The organism is Streptomyces sp. NPDC048751 (assembly GCF_043198595.1).
GTDB lineage: Bacteria > Actinomycetota > Actinomycetes > Streptomycetales > Streptomycetaceae > Streptomyces.
The window spans coordinates 13,994-32,580 of sequence record NZ_JBICUX010000002.1; the positions used below are offsets into that span (position 1 = coordinate 13,994).

The 18,587-nt window shown below is 70.3% G+C and carries 15 protein-coding genes and 1 pseudogene; 8 read left to right on the plus strand and 8 right to left on the minus strand.

The window, feature by feature from the left end:
* The first annotated feature begins 70 nt into the window (after nucleotides 1-70).
* The gene (locus ACGFNV_RS06915) at nucleotides 71-688 is read left to right on the plus strand and encodes a TetR/AcrR family transcriptional regulator (RefSeq protein ID WP_393621440.1); all 618 of its coding nucleotides are present in this window, start codon (nucleotides 71-73) and stop codon (nucleotides 686-688) included.
* A gap of 182 nt (nucleotides 689-870) precedes the next feature.
* On the opposite strand, the gene ACGFNV_RS06920 is transcribed toward ACGFNV_RS06915, so the two are convergent.
* Nucleotides 871-2,292 carry a cation:dicarboxylate symporter family transporter gene (locus ACGFNV_RS06920; protein WP_393621441.1) on the minus strand — a complete coding sequence of 474 codons (1,422 nt, stop codon included), beginning with the start codon at nucleotides 2,290-2,292 and terminating at the stop codon, nucleotides 871-873.
* Between the two features lie 122 nt (nucleotides 2,293-2,414).
* Between ACGFNV_RS06920 and ACGFNV_RS06925 the strand changes: the two genes are divergently transcribed.
* Together ACGFNV_RS06925 and ACGFNV_RS06930 are read left to right on the plus strand one after the other, a co-directional pair.
* Entirely contained in the window at nucleotides 2,415-4,055 is a 1,641-nt protein-coding gene (locus ACGFNV_RS06925) for an ATP-binding protein (RefSeq protein WP_393620090.1), read from the plus strand.
* Nucleotides 4,052-4,747 carry a response regulator gene (locus ACGFNV_RS06930; RefSeq protein WP_393620092.1) on the plus strand — a complete coding sequence of 232 codons (696 nt, stop codon included), beginning with the start codon at nucleotides 4,052-4,054 and terminating at the stop codon, nucleotides 4,745-4,747. Before ACGFNV_RS06925 ends, ACGFNV_RS06930 begins: the two co-directional genes overlap by 4 nt.
* Here ACGFNV_RS06930 and ACGFNV_RS06935 read toward each other — a convergent pair.
* Entirely contained in the window at nucleotides 4,741-5,307 is a 567-nt protein-coding gene (locus ACGFNV_RS06935; RefSeq protein WP_393620093.1) for a hypothetical protein, read from the minus strand. The two genes, ACGFNV_RS06930 and ACGFNV_RS06935, sit on opposite strands and share 7 nt — an antisense overlap.
* A gap of 63 nt (nucleotides 5,308-5,370) precedes the next feature.
* Between ACGFNV_RS06935 and ACGFNV_RS06940 the strand changes: the two genes are divergently transcribed.
* Nucleotides 5,371-6,240 carry a nucleosidase gene (locus ACGFNV_RS06940; RefSeq protein ID WP_393620094.1) on the plus strand — a complete coding sequence of 290 codons (870 nt, stop codon included), beginning with the start codon at nucleotides 5,371-5,373 and terminating at the stop codon, nucleotides 6,238-6,240.
* A gap of 27 nt (nucleotides 6,241-6,267) precedes the next feature.
* On the opposite strand, the pseudogene ACGFNV_RS06945 reads toward ACGFNV_RS06940, so the two are convergent.
* Nucleotides 6,268-6,761: pseudogene (locus ACGFNV_RS06945) on the minus strand (PPOX class F420-dependent oxidoreductase).
* A 177-nt stretch (nucleotides 6,762-6,938) separates the two neighbouring features.
* On the opposite strand from ACGFNV_RS06945, the gene ACGFNV_RS06950 reads away from it, so the two are divergent.
* Nucleotides 6,939-7,655, plus strand: a complete 717-nt coding sequence (locus ACGFNV_RS06950) for an XRE family transcriptional regulator (protein ID WP_393620096.1) — start codon at nucleotides 6,939-6,941, stop codon at nucleotides 7,653-7,655.
* Between the two features lie 197 nt (nucleotides 7,656-7,852).
* On the opposite strand, the gene ACGFNV_RS06955 is transcribed toward ACGFNV_RS06950, so the two are convergent.
* Entirely contained in the window at nucleotides 7,853-8,878 is a 1,026-nt protein-coding gene (locus ACGFNV_RS06955) for an ATP-dependent 6-phosphofructokinase (protein WP_393620098.1), read from the minus strand.
* A gap of 228 nt (nucleotides 8,879-9,106) precedes the next feature.
* On the opposite strand from ACGFNV_RS06955, the gene pta reads away from it, so the two are divergent.
* The 3 genes from pta (at nucleotide 9,107) to pyk (ending at nucleotide 13,996) form a co-directional block, all read left to right on the plus strand.
* Complete coding sequence (pta, locus tag ACGFNV_RS06960; protein ID WP_393620100.1) at nucleotides 9,107-11,209, plus strand: phosphate acetyltransferase; 2,103 nt, start codon at nucleotides 9,107-9,109, stop codon at nucleotides 11,207-11,209.
* Nucleotides 11,206-12,435, plus strand: coding sequence for an acetate kinase (locus ACGFNV_RS06965; RefSeq protein WP_393620102.1), 1,230 nt, complete (start codon nucleotides 11,206-11,208; stop codon nucleotides 12,433-12,435). The genes pta and ACGFNV_RS06965 overlap by 4 nt, the downstream gene beginning before the upstream one ends.
* A gap of 130 nt (nucleotides 12,436-12,565) precedes the next feature.
* On the plus strand, nucleotides 12,566-13,996 hold the full coding sequence (gene pyk / locus ACGFNV_RS06970) for a pyruvate kinase (RefSeq protein WP_393620104.1): 1,431 nt from the start codon (nucleotides 12,566-12,568) through the stop codon (nucleotides 13,994-13,996).
* A gap of 103 nt (nucleotides 13,997-14,099) precedes the next feature.
* On the opposite strand, the gene ACGFNV_RS06975 is transcribed toward pyk, so the two are convergent.
* The 4 genes from ACGFNV_RS06975 to ACGFNV_RS06990 form a co-directional block, all read right to left on the minus strand.
* A complete protein-coding gene (locus ACGFNV_RS06975) occupies nucleotides 14,100-15,509 on the minus strand; it encodes a hypothetical protein (protein ID WP_393620106.1) in 1,410 nt (469 codons plus the stop codon).
* Nucleotides 15,499-16,092 carry a DUF6114 domain-containing protein gene (locus ACGFNV_RS06980; RefSeq protein WP_393620108.1) on the minus strand — a complete coding sequence of 198 codons (594 nt, stop codon included), beginning with the start codon at nucleotides 16,090-16,092 and terminating at the stop codon, nucleotides 15,499-15,501. The genes ACGFNV_RS06975 and ACGFNV_RS06980 overlap by 11 nt, the downstream gene beginning before the upstream one ends.
* 117 nt (nucleotides 16,093-16,209) lie before the next feature.
* Nucleotides 16,210-16,842, minus strand: a complete 633-nt coding sequence (locus ACGFNV_RS06985) for a DUF6230 family protein (RefSeq protein WP_393620110.1) — start codon at nucleotides 16,840-16,842, stop codon at nucleotides 16,210-16,212.
* A 649-nt stretch (nucleotides 16,843-17,491) separates the two neighbouring features.
* On the minus strand, nucleotides 17,492-18,466 hold the full coding sequence (locus ACGFNV_RS06990; RefSeq protein ID WP_393620111.1) for a tetratricopeptide repeat protein: 975 nt from the start codon (nucleotides 18,464-18,466) through the stop codon (nucleotides 17,492-17,494).
* Between the last annotated feature and the right edge of the window lie 121 nt (nucleotides 18,467-18,587).

Genomic DNA, 18,587 nt, shown 5'->3' on the forward strand with positions numbered 1-18,587 from the left:
CAATTACTCAACACTGTGCAATGTACGCCCGTTGCACAGGGGTGTGCAAATGAGTGAGGTGGAAGGCAGAATGGCGGGCATGACCACGGGTAGCACCAGCCGCGCCGACGCAAACCGGCTCCGCATCCTCGACGTCGCCCTCGCCGAGCTGCTGCGCGACCCCGACGCGTCCATGGACCAGATCGCGCGCGCCGCGGGCGTCGTCCGCCGGACGGTGTACGGGCACTTCCCCAGCCGTGAGGCGCTGATCAGCACGCTGGTCGACGGTGCGGTGGAGGCGGTGGAGGCGGCGCACGCCGCGGGCCGCGAGGGCGCCCGGGACCCGGCGGAGGCGGTGGCGCGCTCCACGGTCGCGGTCTGGGAGGTCGCCGACCGCTACCGGATCCTCGTGGCGCTGGCCCAGCGCAGCGTCACCGTGCAGGGCATCCGCGAGCGACTCGCGCCGACCCGCGCCGCCGGAACCGAACTGCTCCGCAGTGGCCTGGAGCAGGGCGTCTTCAGCTCACCGCTGCCGCCGGAAGCACTGGCGTACGTGCACGAGCAGATGCTCTTCGCGCTCATGGAGGCGGTGAACGACGGACTGCTGGCAGCACAGGAGGCGGGCCGCTCCGCCGCGGTCACACTGCTGACCGCGGCGGGCGTACCCGCCTCCAGGGCCACCTCGCTGGTGGCCGAGCTGAGCGACTGAGAGCTCCGAACAAAGGTGGAGCCCGAGCCGGGCCCCACCTTTGTTCGGAGCTCTGAAAGGTCTTGTGGGTCATGGGACCGGGCGGCTGAGCATACGGGGGAGTACTCAGCCGCCCGGAGTCCGTGCCGGGTGTCCGGCCCGGGTTCAGGCCGGGCCGGGCACCCGGAGCGGGTGGGCGGAGGTCAGGCCTTCGCCAGCTCCTTCTCGCCGTCCTCGCGAGGCTCGGGCAGCTCGGCCTCGTCGTCGGCGCCGCCGTGGCCGTCGTCGAGCAGCGTCTTCTCGTCGAAGGGCGCCTCACCGGCCAGGACCTGCTGGACGCGGTCCTTGTCGATCTCCTTGGTCCAGGTGCCGATCAGGACGGTGGCGACCGCGTTGCCCGCGAAGTTGGTGAGGGCGCGGGCCTCGCTCATGAAGCGGTCGATACCGACGATGAGGCCCATGCCGTCCACCAGGGCGGGCTTGTGCGACTGGAGACCGCCGGCCAGGGTCGCCATGCCGGCGCCGGTGACACCGGCCGCGCCCTTGGAGGCGACGAACAGGAACAGCAGCAGCGGGATCTGCTCGCCGATCGCCATCGGCGTACCCATGGCGTCGGCGATGAACAGGGACGCCATGGTCATGTAGATCATGGTGCCGTCGAGGTTGAAGGAGTAGCCGGTCGGGACGGTGATGCCTACGACGGGCTTGCTGACACCCAGGTGCTCCATCTTCGCGATCAGGCGCGGCAGCGCCGACTCGGAGGAGGAGGTGGACAGGATCAGCAGGAACTCACGGCCCAGGTACTTGAAGAGCGTGAGGATGTTCAGGCCCGCGACGACCCGCAGCAGCACGCCGAGCACGATGAACACGAAGAGGAAGCAGGTGACGTAGAAGCCGAACATCAGCACGGCGAGGCTCTTCAGCGCGTCCACACCGGCCGAGCCGACGACCGCGGCCATGGCGCCGAAGGCGCCGATCGGCGCGGCCCACATGACCATCGCCAGGATGCGGAAGACGAGCCGCTGGATGTGCTCGATGCCGCGCAGGATCGGCTGGCCGGCCGAGCCCATGCCCTGGAGCGCGAAGCCGGCGAGCAGGGCGATCAGCAGGGTCTGCAGGACCGACTCGTTGGTGAAGGCGGACACGATCGTGGTCGGGATGATGCCGAGCAGGAACTCGGTGGTGTCCTTGGCCTCCGCCGACACCTGCGCGTGTCCGGACTCCTTGACCGCGTCGGTGATCGCGAGGCCGGTGCCCGGCTCCAGGATGTTGCCGACGACGAGACCGATGCCCAGCGCCACCAGCGACATGACCATGAAGTAGCCCAGGGCGATACCGCCCACGGCGCCGACCTTCGCGGCCTTCCGTACCGAACCGATACCGAGGACGATGGTGCAGAAGATGATCGGGGAGATCATCATCTTGATCAGGTTCACAAAACCTGTGCCGATGGGCTTCAGCTCGACGGCGAAGTCGGGCGCGATGAGACCCACCGCGATACCGATGGCCACCGCGACGATCACCGCGATGTAGAGATAGTGCGTGCGGTCCCGCTTGGCTGCGGGTGCCGTTGGGGAGTTGCTGGCGGCGGCCACGGCTGCCCTCCTTGACGTCTTCGTCGGCATCACCGGCGTGCGGCTCACGTCCGGATGGGTGTGGGGGTTGTCCGTGACTATTCACCTCCCTGTGAGCGCGGTCACCCTTCCGTTCATTTAGTTCACAATCGGCCAAGGGGCAGACTGACGACATGCGCATCCCCGTCCCGAGACCCCGGAGCCTGGCCGGTCAGCTCTTCGCCATGCAGGCCGTGCTGATCGCCGTCGTCGTGGCCGGATACGCGCTGTTCACGTACGTCAGCGACGCCCGCCAGGCCGAGGACGCCGCGACCAGCCAGGCCATGGCGGTCGCCCACTCGGTCGCCGACGCGCCCTCCGTCCACGCGGCGATCGGCGGCGCCGACCCCTCGGCCGCGCTCCAGCCGTACGCGCTGCGGGTCATGCACGACACCAAGGTCGACTTCGTCACGATCATGAACCCGCAGGGCATCCGCTGGACCCACCCCGACCGGGACGAGATAGGGCAGCACTTCCGCGGACACACCGCACGGGCGCTCAAGGGCGAGGCCTTCAGCGAGACCTACACCGGCACCCTGGGCCCGTCGGTCCGCGCGGTCGTCCCCATCGAGGACGGCGACAAACGGATCATCGGTCTGGTCAGCGCGGGCATCAAGGTCGACGCGATCAGCGAACGGGTACGGGGCCAGGTGACGGCCCTGCTCGGCGTCGCGGTCGGCGCCCTCGCGCTCGGCGCCATCGGCACCTACGTCGTCAACGCCCGGCTGCGCCGCCACACCCACGGCATGAACGCGGCCGAGCTCAGCCGCATGCACGACTACCACGAGGCCGCGCTGCACGCCGTACGCGAGGGGCTGCTCATGCTGGACGGTCAGTACCGGGTGGCGCTGATCAACGACGGCGGCCGGGAGCTGCTGGGCGTGCCCGGGGACGTCGTGGGCACGTCGGTGGCGGACCTGGGCCTCCCGGCGCCGCTGACGGGGACGCTGCTGGCGTCGGAGCCGCGGGTGGACGAGGTGCATCTGACCGCCTCGCGGGTCCTGGTGGTGAACACCTCCCCGGTGTCGGGCGGTGAGCGGCGGGGCACGGTCGTGACACTGCGCGATGTCACCGAACTCCAGGCGTTGATGGGAGAGCTGGACTCCGAGCGGGGCTTCACCCACGCGCTGCGCTCGCAGGCGCACGAGGCCGCCAACCGCCTCCACACGGTCGTGTCCCTGATCGAGCTGGACCGGGCGGAGGAGGCCGTGGAGTTCGCGACGGCCGAACTGGAACTGGCCCAGGCCCTCACCGACCAGGTGGTGGCGGCGGTGAGCGAACCGGTGCTCGCGGCCCTACTGCTCGGCAAGACGGCCCAGGCCAACGAACGGGGCGTGGAACTGGTGGTCTCGGAGGACAGCGGCCTGGACGACGGGCTGCTGCCGGAGTCGCTCCCGGCCCGCGATCTGGTGACGATCCTCGGCAACCTGATCGACAACGCCGTGGACGCGGCCCAGGGCAGCCTGCGGGCCCGCGTGACGGTGACCGCGCGCACCGAGGGCGCCGACCTGCTGCTGCGGGTGTCGGACACGGGGGCGGGCGTCGACCCCGCGCACGCCTCCCTGGTCTTCGAGCGCGGCTTCTCGACGAAACCGTCGGGGCCCGGCGGCCGAGGCCTGGGCCTGGCCCTGGTGCGGCAGGCCGCACACCGGCACGAGGGCACGCTGGCGGTCACGGAGGCGGACGGGGGCGGCGCGGAGTTCGAGGTGCGCCTGCCCCTGCGGGCCGCCGCCCCCGCCACCGGCCCCACCGCCGCCTCCGGAGGTGCGGTGTGACGACGGCCGAGCAGCCCATCCGGGTCCTCGTCGTGGAGGACGACCCCGTCGCCGCGGACGCGCACGTCCTCTACGTCAGCCGCGTCCCCGGCTTCGTCGCCGTCGGCAAGGCCCACTCGGGCGCCGAGGCCCGGCGGATGCTCGACCGTACGACGGTCGACCTGCTCCTCCTCGACCTGCACCTGCCCGACGTGCACGGCCTGCAGCTGGCGCGGACCCTGCGGGCGGCCGGCTATCACGCGGACGTCATCGCGGTGACGTCCGCGCGGGACCTGACGGTCGTACGCGAGGGCGTGTCCCTCGGTGTCGTCCAGTACGTGCTGAAGCCGTTCACCTTCGCCACCCTGCGCGACCGCCTGGTGCGGTACGCGGAGTTCCGGGGAGCCGCCGGAGAGGCCAGCGGTCAGGACGAGGTGGACCGCGCGCTGGCGGCGCTGCGGGCGCCGAGCCCGGCGGCCCTGCCGAAAGGTCTGAGCGGACCGACGCTGGAACGGGTCACCGACGCGCTGCGGGAGGTCGACGAGGGCATCACGGCGGCGAAGGTGGCCGAGGTCGTGGGCATCTCACGCATCACGGCGCGCCGCTACCTGGAGCACCTCGTGGAGGGCGGCAGAGCCGAGCGGAAGCCACTGTACGGGCAGGTGGGAAGACCGGAGCTGGTGTATCGGTGGGTACGGGACCGACGTCAGTGAGGAGTGTTGCGGGGAGTGCGCGCCGGTCTCGTGTACAGCACGACCTGTACACCGAGCCCCGCCACGGCAAGCGCCTCCAGCACCGACAGGGTGATGAGCAGCCCGCCTGTGTCCCCGCCGGCCCAGAAGACGACCAGCGCCGCCAGCGGTACCCCGCAGAAGGCCGTCAGGTCGACCGCGGTCTGGATCGCCTTGCGGGACCGGCGGCGGGTGTCGCCGCGGTGGTACGCCTCCCATCCGAAGGTCGCGAAACCGCCCGCGGGCGCGACGAGTTCGGCCAGCCTGGGGCCCAGATCGTCCCGCACGTAGTACCCGATCGCCGAGATCTTCTCGTCGTTGACGAGGTAGGTCCATCCGAGGACGACGCACACCGGCGGCAGCGCGAGAAGCATCGACGGCTGCTTGGCCTGGGCCGCCGCCGCGACGACGGCGGCGACGACCGCGAGGGTCACGTACAGCAGGTTGTCCCGGAATCCGATCCGGGCCTTCTGCTCGTCCTTGACGCTCTGGTACTCGGCGAGCAGCAACTGCCCGACCCCGAGATCCTCCCGCTCCGCCACGTGTGCCCCTCCCCCGCTGCCAACGACACTCCGGCGTCGGCGACTTACCAGTACCTTAAAGGGGTGCCCGAGACACCTCCCACCGTCGTGATCCTCACCGCCCTGGCGGTCGAGTACACCGCCGTGCGCGCCCACATCACCGACCGCTCGGAACTCGTCCACGAGGACGGCACCGTCGTCGAACGCGGCCGGCTCGACGGCACGCCGTGGACGGTCGCCCTGGCGGAGCTCGGCGAGGGCGCCGCGCGTGCCGCCGCGCTGACGACACGGCTCGTGTCGTGGCTGCGGCCGCAGGCGGTGCTGTTCGTGGGGGTGGCGGGCAGTCTGAAGGACGACATCGGGATCGGGGACGTCGTCGTCGGCACGAAGGTCTACGGCATCCACGGCGGCAAGCAGACCCCCGAGGGCTTCCTGGTCCGCCCCGAGGCCTGGCCGGCCTCCCACGCGCTGGACCAGGCGGCGCGTTCCGCGGTGCGGGACATGGACGGCGTACGGGCGCACTTCAAGCCGATCGCGACGGGGGACGTGGTCCTGGCGGACGCCCGCTCCGAGATCGCCCGGCACCTGCGCGTGCACTACAACGACGCGGCGGCCATCGAGATGGAGGGTTCGGGCGCGGCCCACGCGGCCCATCTCAACGGCCAGGTGGGCGCGCTCGTGATCCGGGGCATCAGCGACCTCGCCGACGCGGCCAAGCACGACGCCGACGCCTCGGGCTCCCAGCAGCGGGCGGCCGCGCAGGCGGCCAGGGTGGCCATGGGCGTACTGCGCAAGCACCGGCCGAGAGGCACCTCCGACTCCACCGGCTCTGAGGAGGACCCCCATCGCGGCCCCGCCGGCCCTGCGTCCAACGCCGGGGACCACCTCGACTTCCGGGGCGGGACGTTCTACGGAACCGTCATCGGCAAGCAGATCAACGGCGGGCGCGGATGAGGGAGCCAAGGGCTGCCCCGTAATCCCTTAGTCACCCTCCGGCAGCACCCCCGCCCGGAACGGCTCCACGCCGACCACCCTGCGCACCCGTACCGGCTCGATCAGCAGCATCACGCGGCGTTCGCCGGGGAGGAGCCAGGGGTAGCGGTCCTCGCCGATGTACTTGCGGGTGAGGCGGTCCATGGCGCGTTCCGCCTGCTCGCCCTCGACGATGGGGGCACCTCCCACGCCTTTGGGCAGTGGGGGAGGACGACGCGGCCCCGGATCTCCACGCGGTCGTAGGGGTTGTCGGGGTCGTGGTGGGAGAGGGAAACGTTCGGATTGCGCCGCAGGTTCGCCTCCTTCACCCGGCCGATCGCCGTGTTGACCATGACGAACTCACCTTCGAGGTCCGCCCACATGGGCGAGATCTGCGGCGTCCCGTCGGGGCCGACCGTCGCGAGATGCCAGAAGTTCGGCGCCGGCAGCCGCTCGCGCACATGCCCCTCGACCTTGCCATTCACCTCGTACACGAATGCCACGCTCCTCCCGGCCCCCGTCCGGGCGGCCCGATGTCATCCTCGCGACCGGTCCTGCCCCGTTGACAGACGATCTTCCGCCACGCCTGCCCAACGCCCGGAACCGTATGTTCCTACGATGAGTGATACTGGCCGAACAGAGCGTAGTCAGCATCTCGCCCCGCCCCTACGGTGTGGCCAATGCGCCGCCCCCCAGCCCTGCCGAACCAGCCCGGTCCCCCCTTCGACGCACCCGCCGCCCGGCGCCTGCGCGCCGCCCTCGGCATGGGGCCCGAGCACGTCGCCCACGGCCTGCGCTCCTCGTACGGGCTCCCCTACGTCACCCCGGACCTCGTCCTCGCCTGGGAACGCGGGGCCACCACCCCGAGCAGCCCCGAACTCACGGCGCTCGCGGGTGTGTTGTGGTGTTCCCCCGGTGAACTCATCGGCCGTCCACGCACGCTGCGCGAGCACCGGATCGCCCGTGGGCTCGCACCGCAGGACGTCGCCCGGGCCGTCGGGTGCGAACTCGGCGCGTATCTGCGGATGGAGGAGAGCGAGCGATGGCGGGGCGGCGAGCGGCAGTCCGCGGCGCTCGCCGCGCTGCTCGGCCTGTCCGTGGCGGACCTCGTGACCGTCTCGGGGCGCGACGCCGAACTGGCCGACCTGCTGCGCGGCGCGGTCACCACGCGCTGGCAGGGGTACGTACGGCCGGTGGGCAAGGTCGTGCCCCTGGAGCGGCGGCTCCTGGCGGGCGTCCTCCAGGAGTTGCACGGCATCTACCAGGGGCACATGGCCGCCACCCTGAGCTGGGGCGGGACCGGCGACCGGGGTGCGGCCGACCGGGACTTCCTCAACGAAATCGTCGACCGGTTCTGGGCCGGGGTCGAGGGCGGCGGCGCGGGCGAGGCGGTCTAGTGCCGTGACCGGAAAGGTTCACCGGCTCGCGGCGCCCGGCACGGCTCCCCCACGCTCGGCTTCGCTCGCGCGGGAGGGGCCCCCACCGCCGCGTTGTCGCATCACCCGAGTACATCCAGTACACGGGCGATACTCCGCCTTCCGATGCACCGCACCGGACGCCGCGAACTTCCCGGCAAACCTTTCCGGTCACGGCACTAGAAGACCGACTCCGCCTCGTCCATCCGGTCCTTGGGGACCGTCTTCAGCTCGGTCACCGCCTGCGCGAGCGGCACCATCACGATGTCCGTCCCGCGCAGCGCGGTCATGCGGCCGAACTCGCCCCGGTGCGCGGCCTCCACCGCGTGCCAGCCGAAGCGGGTCGCGAGGACGCGGTCGTACGCGGTCGGCACGCCGCCGCGCTGGACGTGGCCGAGGATGACCGGCTTGGCCTCCTTGCCGAGGCGCCGCTCCAGCTCGTAGGCGAGGGCGGTGCCGATGCCCTGGAAGCGCTCGTGGCCGAACTGGTCGATGTCGCCCTTGGCGTAGTCCATGGTGCCGTCGGCGGGGTGGGCGCCCTCGGCGACGCAGATCACCGCGAACTTCTTGCCGCGGGAGAAGCGCTCCTCGACCATCTTGACCAGGTCCGCCGGGTCGAAGGGACGCTCGGGGAGGCAGATGCCGTGGGCGCCGGCCGCCATGCCGGACTCCAGGGCGATCCAGCCCGCGTGCCGGCCCATGACCTCGACGACCATCACTCGTTGGTGTGACTCAGCCGTCGTCTTCAGGCGGTCCATCGCCTCCGTGGCGACCCCGACGGCGGTGTCGAAACCGAAGGTGCGATCCGTGGAGGAGATGTCGTTGTCGATCGTCTTGGGGACGCCGACCACCGGCAGACCCGCGTCGCTCAGCATGCGCGCGGCCGTCAGCGTGCCCTCGCCGCCGATGGGAATCAGGGCGTCGATGCCGAAGTCGTGGACGATGTCGGAGGCGCTCTCGCAGGCCTCGCGCAGCCGGTCGCGCTCCAGGCGGGAGGAGCCGAGGATGGTGCCGCCGCGGGCCAGGATGCCGCTGACCGAGTCCAGGTCGAGGCCGCGGTAGCGGCCGTCGAGCAGACCGGCGTATCCGTCCTCGAAGCCGATGACCTCGTCGCCGTAGTTGTCGACCGCGCGGTGCACGACCGACCGGATCACGGCGTTCAGGCCGGGGCAGTCGCCGCCTGCGGTGAGAACTCCGATACGCATCGTGCTGTGTCTCCTGCTCGCTGTTGACACCGGTGAGCCAGGTCCGATTGTTTCATGCCGTTCCGGCCCATGTCGCTCCCGTCCGGCTCCACCAGCACTCCCCCCTCACTCCACCCCAGCTCCGCGCGCCTTAACCATCGCCGGAGGTATTGTCAAGAGGGTTCTGCTCACCTCGGTGGGCGATTTTTGTACGCACATCTGTACGCACAGACGAAACGGAGATCCCGCGTGACGCGCAGCGTGTACGTGACCGGTATCGACCGCGGCGACGGACGCCAGGTCGTCGAGCTGGGAGTCATGGAACTCCTGACCCGGCAGGTCGACCGGGTCGGGGTCTTCCGCCCCCTCGTCCACGACGGGCCCGACCGCCTCTTCGAGTTGCTGCGGGCCCGCTACCGGCTGTCCCAGGACCCGACGACCGTCTACGGCATGGACTACGCGGAGGCGTCCGCCCTCCAGGCCGAACAGGGCACGGACGAGCTGGTCGCGGCGCTCGTCGACCGGTTCCACGCCGTCGCCCGGGACTACGACGTCGTCCTCGTCCTCGGCACCGACTACGCCGACACGCAGCTCCCGGACGAGCTGTCCCTCAACGCCCGCCTCGCCAACGAGTTCGGCGCCTCGGTCATCCCGGTCGTGGGCGGCCGCAAGCAGACCCCCGAGTCCGTGCTCGCCGAGACCCGCAACGCCTACCGCGCGTACGAGGGTCTCGGCTGCGACGTGCTGGCCATGGTCGCCAACCGGGTCTCCCCCGCCGACCGGGACGCGATAGCCGACGGGCTCGACTCGCGGCTTCCGGTGCCGTGCTACGTCCTCCCCGACGACGCGGCCCTCTCCGCCCCGACCGTCGCCCAGATCACCCACGCGCTCGGCGCGAAGGTCCTGCTCGGCGACGACTCGGGGCTGGCCCGGGACGCGCTGGACTTCGTGTTCGGCGGGGCCATGCTGCCGAACTTCCTGGGCGCCCTGACCCCGGGCTGTCTGGTCGTCACCCCGGGCGACCGCGCCGACCTGGTGGTGGGCTCACTCGCCGCGCACAGCGCCGGCACCCCGCCGATCGCGGGCGTACTGCTCACCCTGGACGAGGTGCCCGGCGACGACGTCCTCACCCTGGCCGCCCGCCTCGCCCCGGGCACCCCGGTGATCTCGGTGCCCGGCACCAGCTTCCCCACCGCCGCCGAACTCTTCTCCCTGGAGGGGAAGTTGAACGCGGCCACCCCGCGCAAGGCGGAACGGGCGCTGGGCCTCTTCGAGCGCTACGTCGACACCGCCGGCCTCGACCAGCGTGTCTCCGTCACCGGCAGCGACCGCCTCACGCCGATGATGTTCGAGCACAAGCTGATCGAACGGGCCCGCTCCGAGCGGCGCCGGGTCGTCCTGCCGGAGGGCACCGAGGAACGCGTGCTGCACGCGGCCGAGGTGCTGCTGCGACGCGGGGTGTGCGACCTGACCCTGCTCGGTCCGGTCGACCAGATCCGCAAGAAGGCCGCCGACCTCGGCATCGACCTGGGCGACTCCCAGTTGATCGACCCGGCCACCAGCGAGCTGCGCGACTCCTTCGCCGAGCAGTACGCCCTGCTGCGCTCCCACCGGGGCGTCACGGTGGAACTGGCCTACGACGTCGTCTCGGACGTGAACTACTTCGGCACGCTGATGGTGCAGGAGGGGCTGGCCGACGGGATGGTCTCCGGGTCCGTGCACTCCACGGCCGCGACCATCCGGCCCGGCTTCGAGATCATCAAGACCAAGCCGGACGCCTCGATCGTGTCGTCCGTGTTCTTCATGTGCCTGGCCGACAAGGTCCTCGTCTACGGCGACTGCGCGGTCAACCCCGACCCGAACGCCGAGCAGCTCGCCGACATCGCCATCCAGTCGGCCGCGACCGCCGAGCAGTTCGGCGTGGAACCGCGGATCGCGATGCTGTCGTACTCGACGGGTACGTCCGGTTCGGGCGCCGACGTCGACAAGGTGCGCCAGGCCACGGAGATCGTCCGCACCCGGCGCCCCGACCTGAAGATCGAGGGGCCGATCCAGTACGACGCGGCCGTGGAGCCGACGGTGGCGGCGACCAAGCTGCCGGGCTCGGAGGTGGCCGGGCAGGCCAGCGTGCTGATCTTCCCCGACCTGAACACCGGCAACAACACCTACAAGGCCGTGCAGCGCTCGGCCGGCGCGATCGCCGTCGGCCCGGTGCTCCAGGGGCTGCGCAAGCCCGTCAACGACCTGTCCCGGGGCGCCCTCGTCCAGGACATCGTCACCACCGTCGCCATCACGGCGATCCAGGCCCAGACCTCCGCCCCGTCCCCGACCGAGAAGGCGACCGCCCAGTGACCGCCCAACCGTCCCCCACTCGCGTCCTCGTCCTCAACTCCGGCTCGTCGTCGGTGAAGTACCAGCTGCTCGACATGAGCGACGGCAGCCGGCTGGCAACGGGCCTGGTCGAGCGCATCGGTGAGGATTCGAGCGCCCGCCTGAAGCACACACCGCTCGGCACGGGCGAAGGCGGCGGCGAGTCCCGCGAGTGGAACGGCCCGATCGCCGACCACGAGACCGCTCTGAAGGCCGTGGCGGAGCAGCTCGCCAAGGACGGCCTCGGCCTGGACTCGCCGGAGTTGGCGGCGATCGGACACCGGGTCGTGCACGGCGGGAAGTCCTTCACCGAGCCGACGGTGGTCGACGAGTCCGTACTCGCCGAGATCGAGCGGCTGATCCCGGTGGCGCCGCTGCACAACCCCGCCAACCTCACCGGCATCCGCACCGCCCGGGCTCTGCGCCCGGACCTGCCGCAGGTCGCCGTCTTCGACACCGCCTTCCACACGACGATGCCGGAGTCGGCGGCGCGCTACGCGATCGACGTACGGACCGCCGACGAACACCGGGTGCGCCGCTACGGATTCCACGGCACCTCGCACGCGTACGTCTCCCGGGCCACGGCGAAGCTGCTGGGGAAGGCGCCCGAGGACGTCAACGTGATCGTGCTGCACCTCGGCAACGGGGCGTCCGCCTCCGCGGTGCGGGGCGGGAAGTGCGTGGACACCTCCATGGGGCTGACGCCTTTGGAGGGGCTCGTGATGGGTACGCGCTCCGGAGACATGGATCCTGCCGTCATCTTCCATTTGGCGCGCGTTGGAGGAATGTCCATCGACGAGATCGACACTCTCCTCAACAAGAGGAGCGGGCTGATCGGCCTGTGCGGGGACAACGACATGCGGGAGATCCGGCGCCGGATCGACGAGGGTGACGAACAGGCCCAATTGGCCTTCGACATCTACATTCACCGACTGAAGAAGTACATCGGCGCCTATTACGCGGTGCTCGGCCGGGTGGACGCGGTCGCCTTCACCGCCGGAGTGGGCGAGAACGCGGCGCCGGTACGGGCGGCCGCCGTGGCCGGCCTGGAGGAACTGGGGCTCACGGTGGACGACGGGCTGAACGCCGTACGGGCCGACGAGGCGCGGTTGATCTCGCCCGCGGGCGCCCGGGTGGCGGTCGCGGTGGTGCCGACGGACGAGGAACTGGAGATCGCCACACAGACCTACGCACTGGTCGGGCAGTAACAATATGCGGCTCCGCCGCGTGGCCAACTGAGCAATACACGGCAGTAACACGCCTGAGCGCATAGCCGCCCATTTGTATTTTCCGCCAGACGGAATATTCCGTAGCGAAACAAACCGATAGGATCGTCCCATGCGCCGTTCGAAAATCGTCTGTACTCTCGGCCCCGCGGTCGACTCCCACGAGATGCTCGTGTCGCTGATCGAGGCCGGGATGAACGTGGCCCGCTTCAACTTCAGCCACGGCACCCACGCCGAGCACCAGGGCCGGTACGACCGTGTCCGTGCCGCCGCCAAGGAGACCGGCCGCCCCATCGGCGTCCTCGCCGACCTCCAGGGCCCGAAGATCCGCCTGGAGACCTTCGCCGAGGGGCCGGTCGAGCTGGAGCGGGGTGACGAGTTCACCATCACCACCGAGGACGTGCCGGGCGACAAGCAGATCTGCGGGACGACCTACAAGGGCCTGCCCGGGGACGTCTCCCGCGGCGACCAGATCCTCATCAACGACGGCAACGTCGAGCTGAAGGTCCTGGACGTCGAGGGCCCGCGGGTCAGGACGATCGTCATCGAGGGCGGTGTCGTCTCCGACCACAAGGGCATCAACCTGCCCGGCACGGCCGTGAACGTCCCGGCGCTGAGCGAGAAGGACGTCGAGGACCTCCGCTTCGCGCTGCGCATGGGCTGCGACATGGTCGCCCTGTCCTTCGTCCGGGACGCCAAGGACGTGGCCGACGTCCACCGTGTGATGGACGAGGAGGGCCGCCGGGTCCCCGTCATCGCCAAGGTGGAGAAGCCGCAGGCGGTGGACAACATGGAGGACGTCGTGATGGCGTTCGACGCCGTCATGGTGGCCCGTGGCGACCTGGCCGTCGAGTACCCGCTCGAGAAGGTCCCCATGGTGCAGAAGCGCCTGATCGAGCTGTGCCGGCGCAACGCCAAGCCGGTGATCGTGGCGACCCAGATGATGGAGTCGATGATCACCAACTCCCGTCCGACCCGCGCCGAGGCCTCCGACGTGGCCAACGCGATCCTGGACGGCGCCGACGCGGTCATGCTGTCCGCCGAGTCGAGCGTGGGCGCGTACCCGATCGAGACCGTGCGGACGATGTCGAAGATCGTCACCGCGGCCGAGCAGGAGCTGCTGTCCAAGGGCCTGCAGCCGCTCGTCCCGGGCAAGAAGCCGCGCACGCAGGGTGGTTCGATCGCGCGTGCCGCGTGCGAGATCGCCGACTTCCTCGGTGGCCGCGGACTGGTGGCGTTCACCCAGTCCGGCGACACCGCCCGCCGTCTCTCCCGCTACCGCGCGCAGCAGCCGATCATCGCGTTCACCACCGACGAGGGCACCCGCAACCAGCTGACGCTCAGTTGGGGCGTCGAGTCGCACATCGTGCCGTTCGTGAACACCACCGACGAGATGGTCGACATGGTGGACCAGGAGATCGCCAAGATCAACCGCTTCAACCCGGGCGAGATCGTCATCATCACCGCCGGTTCGCCCCCCGGCGTCCCCGGCACCACCAACATGCTCCGCGTCCACCACCTCGGCGGCAACGCGCAGCGCTGATCCGCCCGGGCCCACAAGGCCCTTGTACGGCGCTGAGGGCGCCCCCTGGCTCCAGGGGGCGCCCTCAGTGTGTGCGGCTCCCGAACGGGCTCGTGAAGGCCGCTCAGCCGGTCGCGTACTGATGCAGTCCGGGCACGTGCAGGGTGCCGCCGAACTGACCGGCCTGCTGCACGGTCACGTTGGTGAAGTAGATGAGCGGGATGTTCAGCGGCGGCGGGTTCTTCGGGTCGAAGGTCACCGGGATCAGACCGAAGAGGTTGCCGGAGATCTTCTCCGTGTACATCACGGTGTCGCCGTCGCGGATCGTGGACGTGGTGCCCTTGCCCGCCTGCACGTGGTAGGTCTTCCCGGAGTTGGGGTCCTTGACCGACTGGTGCAGGTCACCGATGTCGGTGCCGTCGGATATGACGAACTTCAGGACTTCCTTGACCGTGCCGTTGGCGGTCTTCACCTTCGCGACGCCCTTGTAGTCGGCGCCCTTCAGCAGCAGCGAACTGGCGTTCAGGGTCCAGGGCTCGTCGGGCAGCCGCACCTTGTTGTCGATGCCGCTCTCGGCGTCCGTGGCGACCGGGCAGTCGTCCGCGTCCGGCGAGGGGCTCGCCGACGGGCTCGGCGTGGCGGTGGCCGTGTCGGCCGCGTCCTTCGCCGCCTCCTCGGCCTTCTTGGCCGCCTCGGACGCCTTGTCGGTGGTGCCCTCGACGGTGTCCTTCACCGTGTCGGTGACCTTGTCGGTGGTCTCCTTGACGGGGTCGGACGAGTCGGAGGTCTTGCCGGAGGTCGTGTCGGAGCTCTTGCCGCCGTCGTCGCCGCTGTCGCTGCCCGCGGCGGGCGCCGAGGACGAGGCGGAGGGGGACGGCGTCGGACTCGCGTCCGAGGACGCCTTGTTGCCGCCGGTGAAGACGTCCTCGATGGTGTCACCGATGGTGTCGAGGAGGCCGCCGCCGCTCTCCGACGCCGACGGGCTCGGCGTACCGGCGCCCGAGCCGGAGGACTCGGCCTCCTTGTCCGCCGAGGCGGAGGGGGACGGCGTGGGCTCGGGCTTGTCGTCGGAACCCGAATCCGACGAGGAGTCCCCGCCGGAGGAGCCGCCCGTGGCCGTGGGCTCCGGCGTCGCCCCCGTGTCGTCGGTCTTGCCGCCGGTGTCGCCGGTGTCGTCCTTGCCGTCCGTCTTGTCGTCGGAGGAGTCGCCCGCCGAGGTGGAGGGCGAAGGCGAGGCCGAGGGTGAGGCCGACGGGGAGGCTCCGTCCTCCAGCGCCGCGACGCAGTCCTTGTACTCGTCGGCCGACAGACTCTTCGACGGCGACGGCGAGTTGTTGTTGTCGGCGATCGCCAGGCTCGCCGTGAAGCCCATCCCCATGAGGACCGCCGTCGGCATCGCCGCGAGGGCCATCGCCTTCCCGGCCGGCATGTGGATCCTGGTGAACAGCGGCTTCTTGGGTGCCGCATGGCGCGGCCCGGTTCTCACACGGGACGCGTCCACATCCGTCCCGTGGGTCACCTCGTCAGCCGGCACTGTGCCTCCCGTTCGCCCCGTTGGCCGGGTTCGTTCCTGACAGATCGTTCGGCTCGCTCACCCCGTCCACGCTCTTGGTGGTCGGTACGACCGGACCCGCCGGGGCCGGGTCGACGAACGCGCCCTGGGGGACGTCGCCGAATCCCGTGGACGCGTGCGCGTGCTCCGGCGCGGGCGGCGCGCCCGGCGCCCAGGCAACGGCCATCGCTCCGCCGACGAGCGCGAAGAGGAAGCCGACGAGGAAGCCACCGAGGTTGGACACCGGGATGGACACCAGGGCCAGCAGGATCGCCGCGACACCGGCGAAGACCCGTACGTGCTTCTGGAACCACAGGCTGATGCCGAGGACCACGAGCAGCACGCCGATGATCAGGGATCCGGCGCCCGCCGTGGTGGCCATCGCCAGCGTCAGGTGCCCGATCTGCAGGTGTGCGTACGGGAAGTAGGCGATGGGGATACCACCGAGGAGGACGAACAGGCCGGCCCAGAACGGCCGACCGCCCCGCCAAGCGCGGAAGTTCCGCTTGATGACCGAAATGTAGTGCTCATCGCGGCCGGGGGCGGCAGGAGTCTCGGCGCTCATGGAAAACAGCTCCCTGGTGCGGCGTTGCTGTGGTGGTGAGTCGTCTTGCGTGTGAAGATCCGGGCTTCGGAGTGGACGGGCGGGGGGCCACCGGCTCCCCCGCCCGTCAGCGAGTGCTTAGTAGCACTCCTTGACACCCGTCGACAGCGACATCTTCAGGCCGCTGAGCTTGAAGGTTCCGGCGGTGGTCGCCCACGCCGTCTGCTTCACGTCGGTCAGCTCCGCGGACTCCGCCTGCTGGGCGAAGCCGTACGGGTTGGCCGTGTCACCGCTCTTGATGCCGGGACCCTTGCTGAGGTCCTTGCCCGCCACACCGATGTCGATGCCGTGGAACGTGGCATCCGCGCTCAGGTCCTCGACGTCGATGTACAGGTTCTCGGCCTGCACCGGCGTATCGCCGCCGCCCGCCTTCAGCGTCAGGCTGACCGAGCCGAGCAGCGGGATGTTCGGGGTGACCACGGACTGGCACATGTTCGTGATCGACGCGGACTTGAACGCGGAGACGGCGACGGGGTGAGCCGTCTTCTTGCCGTCGAGCGTGTAGCCCGAGTCAATGGCCCCGTACTGCGAGAAGCCCGTACCCACGAGCTTGTCGGCCGAGACCTTGAACGACTGGCCCGACACGCTGAACGACGCGGCGAGCGCGCCCTGCGCGAGGGCGATGCCTATGCATGCCGTGGCGGCGACGCTGGGCACCATGACCACAGCGAACCGCTTCCATCTGGTCCCGCCACGCACCTGGGACTCCATATTTCCTCCTTCTCGGACGTACATCTCCTGGCCCGGGCGCGCCTCCGGACGGCGGCTCGGCCGGGCAGGGATGGGAGAAGTGCTACGTCCTCGGAAGGGAGAGCGCCCGCGCTCGGTGGCGCGAACCGCGCCCGAATCACCGGCGATCACCCCCGAGCGACAACCACTGGTCGCGCCTGACACGCATCACGCACAACCCTGCCGGACAGGCTTCACCCGAAGGGCGAAGACCCCCCTGTCCAAGAGCCGACGGCATCGGCCGTCGACTCTGCTCGGTGGGGACCCAGAGGATCCCGCGGGCCCGATTGGCTGTCGGGGTACGGGAATGGACCGAGCGTCGCCGATCGTGGTGCATTCTCGCGCCAGGCACAAGGGGGGTCGTTACTCGCTAGTAACGGCGCGATAACCGAACAACGACCCGCCGGTCTCGACCGGCGACGCAGGGTGGTCCCGGAGGGCGGGACAAAGTCATGGATCGGCGGACAGAATCCGACAGATCAACACCGATCTCTTACTCGCAGTAACAGCGGCCGCGTTTACCAAGATTTGGTAAAGCGCGGCCGCCTACGACGATCCTCGGCCAACCTTTCACTCCGGCAACACATGCCCGAGTGTTTAGCGACTGGTCAGGACGCGGCTTCCGGCCCGCTCAGAACAGGGCGCGCGCGAGCGCCCTGCGCGCCGCCGTCACCCGCGGGTCCTCGGCCCCCACCACTTCGAAGAGTTCGAGCAGTCGCAGCCGTACGGCGTCCCGGTCCTCGCCCGCCGTGCGCCGCACGGTGTCGATAAGTCGGCCGAAAGCGTCCTCGACATGACCGCCCACCAGATCCAGGTCGGCGGCGGCGATCTGGGCCTGGGCGTCCGCCGGCTTCTCGGCCGCCTCCTTGCGCACCTGCTGCGGGTCCGCGTCCTGCACCCGCTGGAGCAACTCGGCCTGCGCGAGTCCGAGTTTCGCCTCCATGTTGCCCGGGTCGTCGCTCAGTACGTTCTTGTACGCCTGGACCGCGCCGCCCAAGTCGCCCGCGTCCAGGGCGCGTACGGCGGCCTCGAGCAGGGCGTCGTGCGGGCCGGCCGGCATCTCGGCGGGGGCCGGACGGCCGCCGGGCTCGGCCTCGGGGTCGACGACCAGGCCGGTCAGCCCGAAGCGCTGCTCGGCGACCTGGACCAACTGGTCGAGGGTCTGCCGGATCTGGTCCTCGCCGGCGGCACCCTGGAAGAGCGGCAGCGCCTGCCCGGCGACGACCGCGAACACCGCGGGGATCCCCTGGATCCCGAACTGCTGCATCAGCATCTGATTGGCGTCGACGTCGATCTTGGCGAGCAGGAACCGCCCGTTGTACTCGACCGCGAGCCGCTCCAGGACCGGGCTCAGCTGCTTGCAGGGCTGGCACCACTCGGCCCAGAAGTCGAGGACGACGGGTACCTCGGCGGAGCGCTGCAGGACATCGCTCTCGAACCCCGCCTCATCGACGTCGATGACGAGATCGGCCGGCGAGACGGCTCCGGTGCCGCCCTGCTGGGCCGCCTGGGCGCGCGCCTGCTCCGCCTTCGCCTTGGCCTCCTGGGCCGCCTTCACCGCGGCGAGGTCGACGACTCCGCTCATGGACATGTTCCGTGGCTGCATGCGTCTATCCTCCCCCGTTCTCGCGTGTGCGTGAAAAGCGATATGAAAAGCATGGCCTGGTCGGTGCCGTCCGGCGCCGGGTCCCCACCCCACGCCGTGCGATCGCCACCCGTGTACGTCC